Source organism: Pseudonocardia humida (genome assembly GCF_023898865.1).
Classification (GTDB): Bacteria; Actinomycetota; Actinomycetes; order Mycobacteriales; family Pseudonocardiaceae; genus Pseudonocardia; species Pseudonocardia humida.
In genome coordinates, this window is sequence record NZ_JAGSOV010000009.1 from 120,694 (window position 1) to 135,510 (window position 14,817).

General features: G+C 74.5%; 15 protein-coding genes. 9 read left to right on the top strand and 6 right to left on the bottom strand.

Features of this window, described 5'->3' with window-relative positions; all coding sequences use genetic code 11:
• Positions 1-54: 54 nt before the first annotated feature.
• The 3 genes from KDL28_RS03145 (at position 55) to KDL28_RS03155 (ending at position 4,595) form a co-directional block, all read left to right on the top strand.
• Positions 55-1,197: a hypothetical protein gene (locus tag KDL28_RS03145; protein WP_252435646.1), complete on the top strand. Its 1,143-nt coding sequence runs from the start codon at positions 55-57 to the stop codon at positions 1,195-1,197.
• 60 nt (positions 1,198-1,257) lie between these two features.
• A complete protein-coding gene (locus KDL28_RS03150; RefSeq protein WP_252435647.1) occupies positions 1,258-2,376 on the top strand; it encodes an alpha/beta hydrolase fold domain-containing protein in 1,119 nt (372 codons plus the stop codon).
• Positions 2,377-2,564: 188 nt separating this feature from the next.
• On the top strand, positions 2,565-4,595 hold the full coding sequence (locus tag KDL28_RS03155) for a protein kinase domain-containing protein (RefSeq protein WP_252435648.1): 2,031 nt from the start codon (positions 2,565-2,567) through the stop codon (positions 4,593-4,595).
• Positions 4,596-4,631: 36 nt separating this feature from the next.
• On the opposite strand, the gene KDL28_RS03160 is transcribed toward KDL28_RS03155, so the two are convergent.
• On the bottom strand, positions 4,632-4,925 hold the full coding sequence (locus tag KDL28_RS03160; RefSeq protein WP_252435649.1) for a hypothetical protein: 294 nt from the start codon (positions 4,923-4,925) through the stop codon (positions 4,632-4,634).
• Between KDL28_RS03160 and KDL28_RS03165 the strand changes: the two genes are divergently transcribed.
• Positions 4,912-5,850 carry a CapA family protein gene (locus KDL28_RS03165; protein ID WP_252435650.1) on the top strand — a complete coding sequence of 313 codons (939 nt, stop codon included), beginning with the start codon at positions 4,912-4,914 and terminating at the stop codon, positions 5,848-5,850. The two genes, KDL28_RS03160 and KDL28_RS03165, sit on opposite strands and share 14 nt — an antisense overlap.
• A 13-nt stretch (positions 5,851-5,863) precedes the next feature.
• On the opposite strand, the gene KDL28_RS03170 is transcribed toward KDL28_RS03165, so the two are convergent.
• On the bottom strand, positions 5,864-6,280 hold the full coding sequence (locus KDL28_RS03170; RefSeq protein ID WP_252435651.1) for a hypothetical protein: 417 nt from the start codon (positions 6,278-6,280) through the stop codon (positions 5,864-5,866).
• 182 nt (positions 6,281-6,462) lie between these two features.
• On the opposite strand from KDL28_RS03170, the gene KDL28_RS03175 reads away from it, so the two are divergent.
• Together KDL28_RS03175 and KDL28_RS03180 are read left to right on the top strand one after the other, a co-directional pair.
• Positions 6,463-6,621, top strand: a complete 159-nt coding sequence (locus KDL28_RS03175; RefSeq protein WP_252435872.1) for a transposase — start codon at positions 6,463-6,465, stop codon at positions 6,619-6,621.
• A gap of 189 nt (positions 6,622-6,810) precedes the next feature.
• Positions 6,811-7,284: a transposase gene (locus KDL28_RS03180; RefSeq protein WP_252435652.1), complete on the top strand. Its 474-nt coding sequence runs from the start codon at positions 6,811-6,813 to the stop codon at positions 7,282-7,284.
• 44 nt (positions 7,285-7,328) lie between these two features.
• Here KDL28_RS03180 and KDL28_RS03185 read toward each other — a convergent pair whose 3' ends face one another.
• The 3 genes from KDL28_RS03185 to KDL28_RS03195 all read right to left on the bottom strand — a co-directional run bounded on the left by KDL28_RS03185 (position 7,329) and on the right by KDL28_RS03195 (position 10,193).
• Entirely contained in the window at positions 7,329-7,667 is a 339-nt protein-coding gene (locus tag KDL28_RS03185; protein ID WP_252435653.1) for a VOC family protein, read from the bottom strand.
• 184 nt (positions 7,668-7,851) lie between these two features.
• Positions 7,852-9,156: an MFS transporter gene (locus tag KDL28_RS03190; RefSeq protein ID WP_252435873.1), complete on the bottom strand. Its 1,305-nt coding sequence runs from the start codon at positions 9,154-9,156 to the stop codon at positions 7,852-7,854.
• A 101-nt stretch (positions 9,157-9,257) separates the two neighbouring features.
• Entirely contained in the window at positions 9,258-10,193 is a 936-nt protein-coding gene (locus KDL28_RS03195; RefSeq protein WP_252435874.1) for a ribose-phosphate diphosphokinase, read from the bottom strand.
• A gap of 182 nt (positions 10,194-10,375) precedes the next feature.
• Here KDL28_RS03195 and KDL28_RS41285 point away from each other — a divergent pair, with 182 nt between their 5' ends.
• Together KDL28_RS41285 and KDL28_RS03205 are read left to right on the top strand one after the other, a co-directional pair.
• Positions 10,376-12,100 carry a SpoIIE family protein phosphatase gene (locus KDL28_RS41285; protein WP_252435654.1) on the top strand — a complete coding sequence of 575 codons (1,725 nt, stop codon included), beginning with the start codon at positions 10,376-10,378 and terminating at the stop codon, positions 12,098-12,100.
• Complete coding sequence (locus tag KDL28_RS03205; protein ID WP_252435655.1) at positions 12,097-13,140, top strand: cobalamin B12-binding domain-containing protein; 1,044 nt, start codon at positions 12,097-12,099, stop codon at positions 13,138-13,140. Before KDL28_RS41285 ends, KDL28_RS03205 begins: the two co-directional genes overlap by 4 nt.
• Before the next feature lie 96 nt (positions 13,141-13,236).
• Here the strand turns inward: KDL28_RS03205 and KDL28_RS03210 are convergent, their stop codons facing one another.
• Positions 13,237-14,238, bottom strand: coding sequence for an EamA family transporter (locus KDL28_RS03210; RefSeq protein ID WP_252435656.1), 1,002 nt, complete (start codon positions 14,236-14,238; stop codon positions 13,237-13,239).
• A gap of 38 nt (positions 14,239-14,276) precedes the next feature.
• Here KDL28_RS03210 and KDL28_RS03215 point away from each other — a divergent pair, with 38 nt between their 5' ends.
• The gene (locus tag KDL28_RS03215) at positions 14,277-14,807 is read left to right on the top strand and encodes a CGNR zinc finger domain-containing protein (protein ID WP_252435657.1); all 531 of its coding nucleotides are present in this window, start codon (positions 14,277-14,279) and stop codon (positions 14,805-14,807) included.
• Positions 14,808-14,817 lie beyond the last annotated feature (10 nt).

Sequence of the window (14,817 nt, forward strand, 5' to 3'; positions counted from 1 at the left end):
GACCGGACCTCTCTATGCTCGCGAGGCGAGTTTATTCGTCCGGCGGGAGGTCCGATGCGTCCCGCCCCGCACCGCCAGGGTCCCCACGGCGACCCGGGGCCGCGGGCCATCCTGCAGGTCGGCCTGGCCCAGGCGGCCCTCGGGTTCGCCGTCGCCGGCATCGGCGGGTGCCTGCTGCTGCTCGCCCGCGACCTGGACGTCGAGTTCGCCGCGCTGGCCTGGATCGCCTCGACGTTCGGCGTCGGACTGCTGGTCGTCGGCGCGACCTTCCGGGTGCTGCTGCGCCGCGGCCCGCAACCGCTGCTGCGGGCCGCCGCGCTGACCGCGGCGATCGGCGCCGTGCTGCTCGCCGTCGCCCCGACGGTCGTCCTCGCCGCGGCCGGCGGGCTCCTGCTCGGCCTGGGCAACGCCGCACTCGCCCTGCTCACGCCCACCCTGTTGCGGGGCCCGGACGCCGGGCGGCTGCTGGCCCGGGCCACCGGCGTCTCCTGCGTCACCGGCATCCTCGCCCCGCCCGCCCTGGCCGCCGTGGACGCCGTCGGCGGGGCGGGCCGGCTGGGGATCGCCCTCGTCGCGGTGCCGCTGCTGGCCCTGGCCGCCACCGCGGGCGGGGCCCGCACCACGCCCGACGACGCCGCACCCCCGACCGACCGGTCAGGTCCCGTCGGCCACGTCGCGCGCCGGTGGGCGGCGGTCGTGCTGGCCGTGGCGGTCGAGTTCTGCTTCGTCGTGTGGGGCGTCGTGCGCCTGCGCGACACGGGCCTGTCCACCGCGACGGCGACCGCGGTCAGCACGGTCTTCGTCGCCGGGATGGCGGTCGGCCGGATCGGGGCGGCCCGGCTGGCCGACCGCCGTGCCGCGGTGCCGTGCGCGGCCGTCCTCGTGGTCGCGGCCACCCTGCTGGTCACCGTCACCGCGGATCCGCTGGTCACCGCGGTCGGGCTGGGCGTGGCCGGCCTCGCGGTCGCCCTGCTCTACCCGGCCACGCTGAGCGGACTGCTGGCGGCGGCCTCCCCGGACCGCGGCGCCGCGCTCGGCGCCCTGGCCTCCGGGACCGCCATCCTGCTGGCGCCCTCGGGCCTGGGGCTGCTCGCCGACGTCCTCGACCTGCGGGTCGCGCTCCCGGTGGCCGTGCTGCCGCTGGCGGTGGCCCTGGCCGTCGCCGACCTCCGGCCGGCGCCGCGGACACGCCCCTGACCTCGATCGGATCGCTTAGCGTGGGCGTCGCCGGCCGTCACGACCCCACCAGGAGGCACGATGACAGTGCAGTCATCCGGGCAGTCATCCGGGCAGACACCAGTCGCGCAGACCCGACCCGGTCGCCTCGGCGACCCGCACCTCGAACTGCGCACCGACCCGCGCAGCGACCCCCGGATGGTGGCCGCGCTGGCCCCGTTCGGCCTCGACGGCGCGGGCGAGCCGCCACCGGTCGACCGCACCTCGCCGCGGGAGGCGCAGCTGGCCTTCCTCGCCGAGGCCGAGGCCGGCTTCGAGGCGGTGTTCGCCGCGCTCATGCAGGACCTCCCGCCCGTCGAGGGCGTCGAGCGCTCCACCGAGACCGTCACCGGACCCGACGGCGACCCGATCACGCTGTTCATCAGCCGCCCGGCCGGCGCCGACGGGCCGCTGCCCGGCGTGCTGCACATCCACGGCGGCGGCATGGTGATCCTGTCCGCGGCCGGACCGGCCTACGCCCGCGTCCGCGACGAGATCGCGGCCACCGGCGCCGTCGTGGTGGGTGCCGAGTACCGCAACGGCGCCGGCGCGCTCGGCGCGCACCCCTTCCCCGCCGGTCTCGACGACTGCACCGCCGCCCTGCGGTGGGTGCACGAGCACCGCGCGCGGCTCGGCATCTCCACGCTCACGCTGGCCGGCGAGTCCGGCGGGGCCAACCTGGCCCTGGCGACCACGCTGCGCGCGAAGCGCGACGGCCACGTCCACACGATCGACGGCGTGTACGCGATGGTCCCCTACATCTCCGGGCTCTACGGGGGCACCGGGGCCGAGCGGGAACGGGCGCTGCCCTCGCTGGTCGAGAACGACGGGTACTTCATCTCCTGCGCGCTGCTCGACGTCATGAACGCCGTCTACGACCCGGGCGGGCGGCACGCCACCGACCCGCTGGCCTGGCCGTACCACGCCTCGGTCGACGAGGTCACCGGGCTACCGCCGCACGTGATCTCGGTGTGCGAGGTCGACCCGCTGCGCGACGAGGGCATCGCCTACCACCGCACGCTGCAGCGGGCGGGCGTCCCGGCGGCGCTGCGCGTCGTGCCCGGCACCTGCCACGCCGGCGACGTGATCTTCCGGGCGGCGATGCCGGAGGTCTTCGCGGCGACCATGGCCGACATCCACGGGTTCGTCTCCGGCCTCTAGCCCACTCCCCGTCGAGAACGAACCTGTTGTCGTTTTGGACCGGTCCAAACGGCGACAAGTCTGTTCTCGACGGAGTGGGGACTGGTCCGATCGGGTGACGGGGTGGGCTGGAGCGGGCCCGTTTACGTGTCAACCATGTGGAGCGCCTGCGCGGGGACAGCGGTCCGGGGTTCGGGGACGCCGGGACCGTGCCTCTGCGCGGCCAGATGTTCGGCCCCTACCGGCTCGAAGGGCTGATCGGGCAGGGGGGCATGGGCGAGGTCCACCGGGCCTTCGACGTCGAGCGCAGCCGGCTCGTCGCGCTCAAGCGGATGCCGCACCACCTGGGTTCGGACCCCGAGTTCCGGGCCCGGTTCTCCGCGGAGGCCCAGATCGCCGCGCGGATGCGCAACCCGCACGTCATCCCCATCCACGACTACGGCCAGATCGACGGCCAGCCGTTCATCGACATGCGGCTGGTCGACGGCGTCGACCTGAAGTCGCGGCTGGAGGTCGAGGGGGCGCTGCCGCCCGAGCAGGCGGTGGCCATCGTGGCCCAGGTGGCCAGCGCGCTGGACGCTGCGCACGCCGAGGGGCTGGTGCACCGCGACGTCAAACCGTCGAACATCCTCACCGCGGACGGCGACTTCGTCTACCTGATCGACTTCGGGCTCGCCCGGGACATGGCGGCCTCCCGGGTGACCCGCACCGGCGTGGCCATGGGCACGCTCGCCTACATGGCCCCGGAGCGCTTCGCCGGCCCCGGCGACCACCGCGTCGACGTCTACGGCCTGGCCTGCATCCTGCACGAGGCGCTGACCGGGTCGGCACCGTTCCCGGTCGACGACTTCCTGGCGATCATGGGTGCGCACGTCACCGCGCCCCCGCCCAAGCCCTCGGCGTTCCGGGCCGACGTCTCGTCCGCGATGGACGCCGTCGTCGCGCGGGGCATGCACAAGGATCCCCAGCAGCGCTACGCGCGGGCGGGCGACCTGGCCGCCGCGGCCCGGGCCGCGCTCGCCGACGGGAGCGCCCGGCAGCGGCAGGCCTACGCCAGTGCCCCGACGGGCAGCGGTCCCGTCGACCGGCCCCGGATGCCGTCCGGACCGTCCCGCACCCCGCCACCGTCGATGCCGCCGCCGATGAGGCCGCTGGCGTCGCCCACCCGGCCGCGCCGCCGGATCCTGCGGCCGTCGGTCCTGATCACCGCCGTCGCGTCGGTGCTCACGGTGGTCCTCGGCATCTGCGCCGCGGTGCTGGTCGGCGACGAGCTGGCCGACCGGGAGCACGCCGACGACGCGGGCCTGTTCGACAGCGGGGTCTCCACCGACGGGGACGGGGAGGTCCTGCCGGCATCGGTCGTGGCGACGATCGGCATCGGGCGCTCGCCCCGGAACCTGGCGATCACCGCCGACAGCGCCCGGCTGTACGCCACCAACCGCGACGACGACACGATCTCGGTGGTCGACACCACCACCGACTCGGTGGTCGGCACCGTGGAGCTGGCCGAGGGCGACGGCCCGGAGGGCATCGCCCTGTCCCCGGACGGGAGCACGTCGTTCGTGGTCAACCACGGCTCCAGCACGGTCGCCGTGGTCGACAACGAGCGCGGCGCGCCGCGGCGGGCGATCCCGGTCGCCACCTCGCCCACCGACGTCGTGGTGGACGAGAACGGGCACGCCTTCGTGACCGCCAACGACGGCGCCGCGGTCCTGGAGCTGGACACCGAGGAGGTGCTGCGGGCGGTCTCGGTCGGCGCCCGGCCCCAGTCGCTGGCCGTCTCCGCCGACGGCTCGCTCGGCGCGGTCACCGACGCCGAGAACGGCACGTTGATGCTCATGGACCTGCTCGAGTTCTCGACCCCGTTCGACGAGATCACGGTGGGGACCGCACCCGACGGCGTGACCCTCAGCGACGACCTGGAGACGGCCTACGTCGTCAACATCGAGGACGACAGCGTCGCGGTCGTCGACCTGGTCGAGGGCGCGGTGGTGACCAGGGTCCCGGTCGGCGACCGCCCCATCTCGGTGGCCCTGCACCCCGACGGGCAGACCGCCTACGTCACCAACAACGACTCGAACACCCTCTCGGTGATCGACACGGCGGCCAACCGGGTCGTCGAGACCGTGCGGGTCGGGCTGTGGCCCGAGGCGGTGGCCGTGGCCCCGGACGGACTGCGGGCCTACGTGGTCAACGCGGGCGACGGCACCGTCTCGGTGGTGGACACCGCCCGCGGCTGACCGCCCGTCCGGGTCGGAAGACCCCCCATCCCGGTTCTACCGGGCCGATCTCCTCCTCTGCCACGCTTGACCCGGTCGGCGGGGGCGGAGGGGGTCCGGGGTGGCGGTATCGACGGCGGGGTCCGCGCGGGGGCGCGCCCGCTGGGCCGGACTGGTCGCCGCCGCGGTGCTCGGGTCGGCCACGGCGGCCTGCGGCCCGCCGGCGACGAGCACCGAGCCCGTCGTCGCGACGACCGCGGCGGCCCCCAGCACCACCGCGGCCACGACCGCCCCGCCGACCACGACCACGACCACCACGGCGACCACGGCCCCCGCGATGACCGTGGTCACCGCCCCACCGCGGACCACCAGGCCGGTCGCGCCCGCACCAGCGCCGGCTCGGCAGCGGCTGGTCGTGCACGGCACCGGGGACGTCAACCTCGACCCGGACTACGTGCCCGCGCTGCGCGCGGAGGGCTACGAGCACGCCTGGTCGGGCCTGGGCGACCTGTTCACCGCCGACGACCTGACCGTGGTCAACCTGGAGTGCCCGGTCTCCACCCGGGGCACCCCCGTGCCGGACAAGCAGTTCACGTTCCGCTGCGACCCGGCGGCGCTGCCGGCCGCCCGAGCCGCCGGCGTGGACGTCGCCAACCTGGCCAACAACCACAGCCGCGACTACGGCCCCGACGCCCTGCTCGACTCGATCACGCACGCCGAGGCCGCCGGGATCGCCCCGGTCGGCGTGGGCGCCGACGAGACCGCGGCGAACGCCCCGGCGATCGTCGAGCGCGGTGGCTGGCGGATCGCGGTGCTCGGCTTCGGCGGGGTCGTGCCCGCCCCCGACTGGCTCGCCGGCCCGGAGCGGCCCGGCATGGCCGGCGGCGACGACATCGCCGGCATGGCCGCGGCGGTGCGGGCCGCCGCCGGGCTGGCCGACCTGGTGTTCGTGTCCATCCACTGGGGCGCCGAGCTGGACACCGAGCCGCGCCCCGACGACGTGGCCCGGGCCCAGGCGATGATCGAGGCCGGGGCCGACGGCGTCTTCGGCCACCACGCGCACCGGCTGCAGCCGCTCGGCGTGCACCAGGACCGGCCGGTCGCCTGGGGCCTGGGCAACTTCGTCTGGCCCCGGCACTCCGCACCCGGGGCGCGCACCGCGGTGGCCGAGTTCGTCGTCGAGCCGGACGGCACCGTGCGCGGCTGCCTGCTGCCCGCCGAGATCGTCTCCTCCGGCCACCCCGTGCTCACCGGCCCGCGGGCCTGCCCGAGCTGACCGGCCCCGCCGGTCAGCAGCTGGACGAGCCGCTGTCCGACGACGAGCTGCTGCTCGACGAGCCGCTGTCCGACGAGGACGAGCTGCTCGACGACCCGCTGTCCGACGAGCTGCTCCACCCGCTGTCCGAGCAGCTCGACGAGCCGCCGTGCTCGGACGACGCGGGCCACCCGTGGTCGTGCGCGGGCCCGTACCCGTGCGCCGTGGAGCCGATGTAGGTCGTCGTCCACTCGGAGTCCGACCAGCTCGACGGCTGCGAGCCGGACGAGCGGCCCTCGCCGACGAACACCCCGCGCCGGGCCGCCGCGGCGTCGTGGGCCGCCGTCTCGAGCAGTCGGCGGAAGTTCCGCCGGATCGTCAGCAGCACGGTGGCCGCGATCGCCCCGGCCATCAGGACGCCGAACAGCGGAAAGAGCCAGATGTAGTCCATGTTCCTCCCCCTTCTGCGGGGAGTATCACCAGCCCTTCCGCGGAGGGGCCAGTGACTTGGGCAGGACTTGACATTGGCACCGGCGGCCCGGCCGCGGGGCTGGTCGTGCTGGAGCTGCTGTTGCCGAGGGGCAGGAGCCCGGCCGGCGACCGATATGGACCCGGCGGCAGCTGATCGACGGCATACGGTTCCGGGTCCGTACTGGCATCCCGTGGCGGGACATGCCCGCCGACTGTGGGCGGTGGGGCGGGTGTACGACCTGTTCCGCCGCTGGCAGCGCAACGGGACCTGGCAGCGCATCTTCACCGAACTCCAGGCCCGGGCTGATAGGAAGGACCTGATCACCTGGGACCTCAACATCGACTCCACCGTCTGCCGGGCCCACCGCACGCCGCCGGAGCGCGGAAAGGGACCTGCGGAAGGAGCCGCCCGGCGGTGTCGCCGTCGAGCCCGACGACCACGGCCTCGGGCGCTCGTGCGCCGGCCTGACCACCGAGCTGCACCTCGCCGTCGAGCAGGGGCCGAAACCCATGTCCATCGTGATCACCGCCGGGCAGCGCGGGGACTCCCCGCAGTTCGAGGTCGTCCTGGGCCGCATCAGGGTGCCCCGGCTGGGGCCGGGCAGACCGCGAACCCGGCCGAGGCGGGTGCGCGCCGACAAGGCGTATGCCTCCCGCAAGAACCGCGCCTACGAGCGCAGGCACGGCATTCGCTGCACCATCCCGGACAAGGCCGACCAGTCCCGCAATCGAAGGAAACGCCGCTCCCGAGGCGGCCGTCCGCCGAAGTTCGACCCGGAGGACTACAAGCTCGGCACGCGGTCGAGTGCGGCATCAATCGCCTCAAAAGGCACCGCTCCGTGGCCACGAGGCACGACAAACCCGCGGTCCGCCACGAGGCAACCGTCCCGTAGCGGCTATCAACGAGTGGCTGTGACCAGCACGTCCGACGCCATGGCCTCTCCGATGCGGCCAGCAACCGATGAACTGCTCGCCCACGCCTGAGCGCTACGGCGTCTGACGGGGGATGCCGGTCAACGCCGGTGATGTCAGGAAGACGTCAGGCAGAAGGGGTGGCCAGCCGGATCCAGGAGTACCCGCCAGCGTCCGTCGCCGGGTTGATGGCCCGGTTTGGCCGCTCCGAGTTCCAGCGCCAGCTCTTCCATCGCGTCGAGGTCGTCAGCGCGGAGATCCAGATGGAACTGTTGTGGCACCTCCTGACCTGGCCACTGCGGAGCCCGGTATCCGTCAACCCGCTGGAATCCCAGATCACAGCCGGAGCCGTCCGTCAGAGCGACGAACTTGTCCGTGCTGAAGAGCTCGCGCATCCCGGTCAGTGCACCGTAGAAGCCCGCCAGCGTGTGCGGGTCGGCACAGTCCAGAGTCACCCCTCGCAGTTCAGCGCCTGGCAACATTCGCTCCTTCGTGTCCGCGCGTCTGGCTCCGTGAGCTGCCGCTGCACGCGATCACCGGCCACCGCCACACCGTACGCACCACATCCACCGCTGAAGTAGCGGTTTACCCCTGCCGCAAAGCAACGGGTGGCTGTGACCGGCGCTTTCGATGCACGCCCTAGTCGAGCACCTTCCCCCTGGTCTCGGGGAGGGTCAGGATCACCAGGAAGGCGACCACGGCGCCCACCGCCACGTACCAGAAGAAGACGTCGGCCATCCCCGCCTCGCCCAGCGCGCTGACCACCAGCGGCGCGGTCCCCCCGAACAGCGCGACGGTCAGGTTGTACCAGGCGCCGATGCCCAGGCCGCGCAGCTCGGTCGGGAACAGCTCGCTCATGATCGCCGGGGCGATCGAGGTCATCATCGTGTAGAAGCCCAGGCCGACGCAGAACACGACCAGCAGGTTGCCCAGGCCCGGCCCGATGAGCGTGGACAGCGGCACGATCAGCACCGCGGTCGCGGCCGACCACACCAGCAGCTGGGGCTTGCGGCCGAACCGGTCCGACAGCACGCCCATCGGGTACTGCAGCAGGACGAACAGCGCGGTGGCGATGGACAGCGCGACGAACACGTCGTTGCCCTCGGCGCCGCGGTAGTTGATGGCGAACGGCGTGATCGAGGAGAAGAAGGTGTAGTAGCAGAGGGTGGACAGCAGGGTGAAGCCGATGAGCTGGCCGACGGCCTTCGGGTGCTCGCGCAGGGTGGCCAGCAGCGGGTTGCGCACCGACTTCGCCTTGGTCTTGTTCTCCTCGTACAGCTCGGTCTCGGGCATGGCCCGGCGCAGCCACAGCCCGACGACGCCCAGCACACCCCCGACCAGGAAGGGGATGCGCCAGCCCCACGCGGCGAGGTCGTCGGCGCTGAGCACGGCGGTGAGCAGCGCGCCCAGCAGCGAGGCCAGCAGCACCGCGGCGCCGGTGGAGATGTAGAAGAACGCCGAGTAGCGGCCGCGGTGCGCGGGCGGCGCGATCTCGGCCAGGTAGGCCGATGCGTTGGAGACCTCACCGCCCAGCGACAGGCCCTGGGCGATCCGGGCGAGCAGCAGCAGGATCGGCGCCAGCCAGCCGACCAGCGCGTAGGTCGGCAGCAGGCCGATGACCACCGACCCGGCCGCCATCATCGCGATGGTCATGAGCATCGCGGTGCGCCTGCCGCGCAGGTCGGCGAAGCGGCCCAGCAGGTAGCCGCCGAGCGGGCGGAAGAAGAACGCCAGCGCGTAGGTCGCCAGCGTGCTCAGCAGGGCCAGGGAGGCGTTCTCCTTGGGGAAGATCTGGGTCGCGAAGTACACGCTGAACGTCGCGTAGATCGTCCAGTCGTACCACTCGATGGCGTTGCCGATGGACGCCGCGACGAGCGTGCGCACCGGGAGCCGGGGGCGTTCCCCGGTGGCGACGGCGGACGTCGGGTCGGAAGCGGGCGGCAGGTCGGACACGGCAACCCCCGGGGCGCGACGGCAGGGATGCGCGCAGGGTAAGCACGCACCGCCCCGATCGGCACGTCCTGGCGGCCGATCGGGCGAGCGGCTCAGGGGGCGTCGAACAGCACGCTGACCGACTCGCCGTTGTGGATCCGGCGCATCGCCTCGGCCAGCGCGGGCGCCACGGTGAGCACGGTCAGCTTGCCCGCCGAGCTCTCCTCGGGGACCGGGACCGTGTTGGTGCAGACGATCTCGCGGACCTCGTCGTGGGCCTCGATCCGGCCGATGGCGCCCGCGGTGAACAGCCCGTGGGTGCAGGCCACCCGGACCGAGGCGACGTCCTCGGCGGCCAGGTGGTCGAGCAGCTCCATGATCGTCGAGCCGCGGGCGATCTCGTCGTCCAGGACGATCACGTCGCGGCCGCGGACGTCGCCGATGATGGCGGAGATGACGACCTTGTCGTCGGCCATGCGCTGCTTGGCCGCCGCGGCGACCGGCACGCCGAGCAGCCGGGCGAAGGCGTTGGCCTCCTTGGCGTTGCCCAGGTCCGGGGAGATCACGACGGAGTTGGACAGGTCGCCCGTCCGGAAGTGCCCGGCGAGCTCGTGCAGCGCGTGCAGGTGGTCGACGGGCACCGAGAAGAACCCGTGCACCTGCGGTGAGTGCAGGGTCATCGTCAGCACCCGGTCGGCGCCCGCTGCCGAGATCAGGTCGGCGACCAGGCGCCCGCCGATCGAGATGCGCGGCTCGTCCTTCTTGTCCGAGCGCGCGTAGGCGTAGTGCGGCATCACGACGGTGATCCGCCCGGCCGAGGCCCCGCGCGCGGCGTCGATCATGAGCAGCAGCTCGACGAGGTGCTCCTGGGTGGGCGGTACCAGCGGCTGCACCAGGAAGACGTCGCGCTCGCGGCAGTTGGCCTGCAGCTGCACCTCGAGGCAGTCGTTGGCGAAGCGCCTGAGCTGGGACGGGGAGACCGGCACCTCCAGGTGGTGGCCGATGGCTGCGGCGAGTCGCGGGTGGGCGGTGCCGCTGAACAGAGCCATGTCGCGCACGCGAGCAGTCTCCCACCCCCGGCGCGCCCGGCCGGGAGACCGCCCTCACCAGGGCGTTCGCCGCGCCGGGGCGCAGCACCCGGCCGTGGCCGGGTCCGGCCGCTACGCTGACCGCCACCCGAGCCACCCGCCGAGCCGACCGGAAGGCGCATCGACACCGTGACCCCCGCAGCGTGACCCAGCGCGGCGCCGACGCCGACGCCGACCGGTCCACGACCGGCCCGCCGCCGGTGATCGCCCGAGCGGCCGGGCCGGTGGTCCCGCCGGTCGTCGACCCGCCCACCGTCGAGGCCCGCCTGCTGGAGGGCTCGCAGACCGGCGTGATCACCTGCGACGAGCGCCGGGTGGTGCGCTCGGCCAACCCCGCCGCCCTGCGGCTGCTGCCCGGGCTGGCCGTCGGCGAGGTCCTCCCGACCGGCGCCGCGGTCCTCTGGACCGCGGGCCACGGGGAGAGCGTCGAGCTGGAGGCCGGGGGCCGCTCACTGGCCGCCCGCCGCCAGGACCTGCCCGACGGGTGGACGGGCTGGCACGTCGAGGACGTCACCGAGCCGCGCTCCCGGATGGACAGCCTGCTCGCCGAGCGCGCCCGCTCCCGCTTCCTGGCCGAGGCGGGCAACCGGCTCAAGCTGTCGCTGCACCCGGGGCGCACGGCCCGCACCGCGGCCCAGCTGGCCGCCCGGCTCACCGACGCGGCGGTCGTCGTCCTGCCGGTCGCGGCGGGCACGGTGCAGTGGTTCCGCTGCGACGCCGGGCAGGTCGACTCGGGCCGCCTGCGCGTCCGCGAGCTCCCCGGGCCGGTGGCCGCGGCGCTCGACGGGCTGGCCGTGCCGCCCGCCCCGCTGCTGCCCGCGGAGCTGCGCGGCGAGCCGTGGGCCCCGCAGGCGCCCACGGCGGGCGCCGTCGTCACCGCGCTGCCCGGCAACGGCAAGCCGGCCGGCGCGCTGGTCCTGCTGCGCCGGACCGACCGGCCCGGCGACACCGGCCCGGACCAGGCGCTCGTGCACGAGTTCGCCCAGCACGCCGGGATCGCCCTGGCCGCGGCCGGTCTCTACGCCCAGCAGGCCCGCACCGCGGGGGTGCTCAAGCGCAGCCTGCTGGAGCCGCGGCTGCCCGAGATCGAGGGGATCACCCTGGGCGCCGCGTACCGGCCTGCCGACGAGGGCCTGCTGATCGGCGGCGACTTCTACGACGTGCACCCGGCCCGCCCCACCGACCCGGACGGCACGATGCTGCTGCTCGGCGACGTCTGCGGGAAGGGCGTCGACGCCGCGGTGAGCACCGGTCAGCTGCGCCAGTCGGTGCGCGCACTGCGCCGCGTCGAGCCCGACCCGGTCCGGCTGCTGGAGCTGCTCAACGCCACGATGCTGGAGGCCGTCCCGGACGACGCCGACCCGCGGTTCGTCACCCTGGTCCTGGGCTCGGCCCGCCCGCTGCCCGGCGGTGGGCTGCGGCTGGTGCTGGCCGGTGGCGGGCACCCCGCGCCGCTGCTCGTGCGCCGCGGCGGTGTGGAGGCCGTGGAGATCGGCGGCACGCTCGTCGGCGGCATGCGACGGGCCCGGTTCCGCAGCCGCACCGTCGACCTGGCCCCCGGCGAGGCCTGCGTGCTCTACACCGACGGCGTCACCGAGGCCCGCGGCGGCGACGACGGCACCCAGCTCTTCGGCGAGGAGCGGCTCGCCGAGCTCCTGACCGGCTGCCACGTGCTGCCCGCCCCCGGCATCGCCGAGCGGGTCACCCAGCACACCGACCGCTGGCTGACCACCGACAACCACGACGACATCGCGGTGCTGGTCGTGCAGGCCCCGCTGCCGGTCAACCCGGCGACCGGGCGCAGGCACCTGCACTCCGTCGCCGCGTCCGCCACGCCCACGACGGGACTCGAGGAGGAGCCCGCTTGACCACCGCGCCACCCCGTCCCCCCGTTATCGGCGCGAGCGTCGCCGACGAGTTCTTCGACGCCCTGACCCGGGCCGACGAGCAGCACGCCCTCGACCTGGCCGGCGGCCTGGTGGCGGATGGGACCCCGGTCACCGACGTGCTGCTCGACCTGGTCGGCCCGGCGCAGGAGCGGGTCGGCCTGCTCTGGCAGACCGGCGAGTGGAGCGTCGCCCAGGAGCACGCCGCCACCTGCATCAACGAGCGGGTGGTCGCCGCCGTCGGCGGGCTAGTGGTCGCGGGCGACCGCGGCCACGTCGTGCTGGGCTGCCTGGACGGCGAGTGGCACGCGCTGCCGGCCCGGATCGTCGGCGAGGTGCTGCGCCAGCACGGCTGGCGGGTCACCTTCCTCGGCGCCAGCGTCCCCACCGCGCACCTGATCTCCTACCTGCACGAGCAGGGCCCCGACGTGGCCGCGGTGAGCTGCGCCCTGGCGATGCACCTGCCGGGCGCGCACCGCACGATCGCCGCCGCGCAGCGCACCGGCACCCCGGTGCTGGCCGGCGGGCCCGGCTTCGGCGCGGACGGCCGCTGGGCGCGGCTGCTCGGCGTCGACGCGTACGCCGCCACGGCGACCGGGGCCGTCGACCTGCTGGCCACGGCCCGGTGGGTCGACCCGCCCGGCGCCGGCCGCGCGGCCGTCCCGGAGACCGGGGGCGCCGAGTACGCCGCGCTCCGCGAGCGGCGCACCGCGCTGGTGCGCGACACGGTCGCGCGCCTGGGCGGGGCCTCCCCGCCGGCCGGCGGCGGCGCCCTGGACGGCGACGCCGTCGATGACACCGGCCAGCTGGTCGACTTCCTGGCCGCCGCGGTCTACCTGGGCGAGCGCGACCTGTTCGCCGACCACGTCCGCTGGTTGTGCAGCGTGCTCTCCGCGCGCAAAGCGTCGACGGCGGTCGTGCGCTCCGCGCTCGACCGCCTCGACGAGGGCCTGCACGACTTCCCCTTCGCGCAGGGCTGCATCGCCGGCGCCCGGGAGCTGCTCGACGGAGCCCGGCGATGAGTCGTCACGACCACCTCCGCGTCGAGGCCGATCCCGCCACCGGCGTCGTGGTGCTGGTCGGGGAGCTGAGCTTCGTCACCGTGCCCGCTAGCCCGCTCAGGCCTCGGCGGGCTCGGGTGCCGGGCGGCCGGGCACGGTCGGGTCGGGCGCCGGGTCGCGGCGCCGCCCCTCCCCCAGCTTCACCACGCTGATCCCCAGCAGGATCAGCGTGCCGCCGACCACCTGCACCCAGCCGGGCAGCTCGTCGAGCAGCAGCCACGCGAACGCGATGGCCGCGACGACCTCGGACAGCGCCACGAACGAGGCCAGCCGCGAGCCCAGCGAGCGGATGGCCGCGACGCCGGTGACGTAGGCGACGGCCGCGGTGACGACGCCGAGGGCCAGCAGCGGCAGCCACCACGCGACGGTGCCCGCGGCGAACTCGACGGGCGCCGTGGACACCTCCAGCGGGACCACCCCGAGCAGGCCGGCGACCAGCAGCACGATCGAGCCGATGACCAGGCCCGCGGCCACGAGCACCGTGCCGGGCAGGCCGTCCTCGCCCTCGCCCGCGCCGTTGGAGGAGAGCACGAAGTAGGTGGCGGCACCGGCCATGGCGCCCAGCGCCCACAGGACGCCGACCGTGCTGACCTGCACCCCGGAGAGCAGGTCGAGCACCAGCACGAGGCCGGCCACGCCGATCAGCGCGCCCAGCACGGTCAGCCGCCCGGGGCGCTGGCCGTGGCGCAGCCACATCCACAGGACCACCGGGACGGGCGCGGTGTACTCGATCAGCAGCGCCACCCCGACCTGCATGTGGGCCACGGCGTTGAAGTAGGCCAGCTGGCAGCCGGCCACCGCGACCAGGCCGTAGGCGGTGACCAGGCCCAGGTGGCGGCGCAGCACCGACCACCGGCCGCGCAGGTGGTAGAGCGCCAGGGGCACCAGCACCGTCGCCCCCACCAGCAGCCGCACGACCACCGCGGCCGCCGACGACCAGCCGGCGTCCATGAGACCGCGGGCGAGCGACCCGGACAGCCCGAAGGACGACGCCGAGGCCACCGCCCAGAGCAGGCCGGTGGCCGACGAGGTCGCCCTGTCATGTGTCAAAGTCGCCATGACTCATGACGCTAGGACGGACCGAGTAATGTGTCAACATGCTCTTCGACCATGACACGGTCGCGTCGCTGCTCGCCGCGGTCGAACTCGTCAACTCCGGTGAGGAGCCCGACACGCTGACCTCGCAGGCCGAGCTCGACACGTTCTACGACGCGCACGGCTACACCGGCGAGCGCACCCGCGACGCCGCCGAGCTGGAGGCGGTGCGCGCGCTGCGCCCCCGCCTGCGCGGGCTGCTGACCGCCGACCGCGACACCGCCGTGGAGATCGTCAACTCCATCCTGGCCGAGCACCGGGCGGTCCCCCAGCTGCTGCGCCACGACGGCTTCGACTACCACATCCACGCCACCAGCCGGGACGCCCCGTTCGCGGTGCAGATCGAGGTGGAGACGGCCATGGCGATGGTCGACCTCATCCGGGCCGACGAGCTGAGCAGGCTCTCGGTGTGCGCCGACGAGACCTGCGACGGCATCGTGATCGACATGTCCCGCAACCGCTCGCGGCGCTTCTGCAGCACGGCCTGCGGCAACCGGGTCGCCGCCGCGGCCTACCGCGCCCGGCGGGCCTGATCGCCGCCGG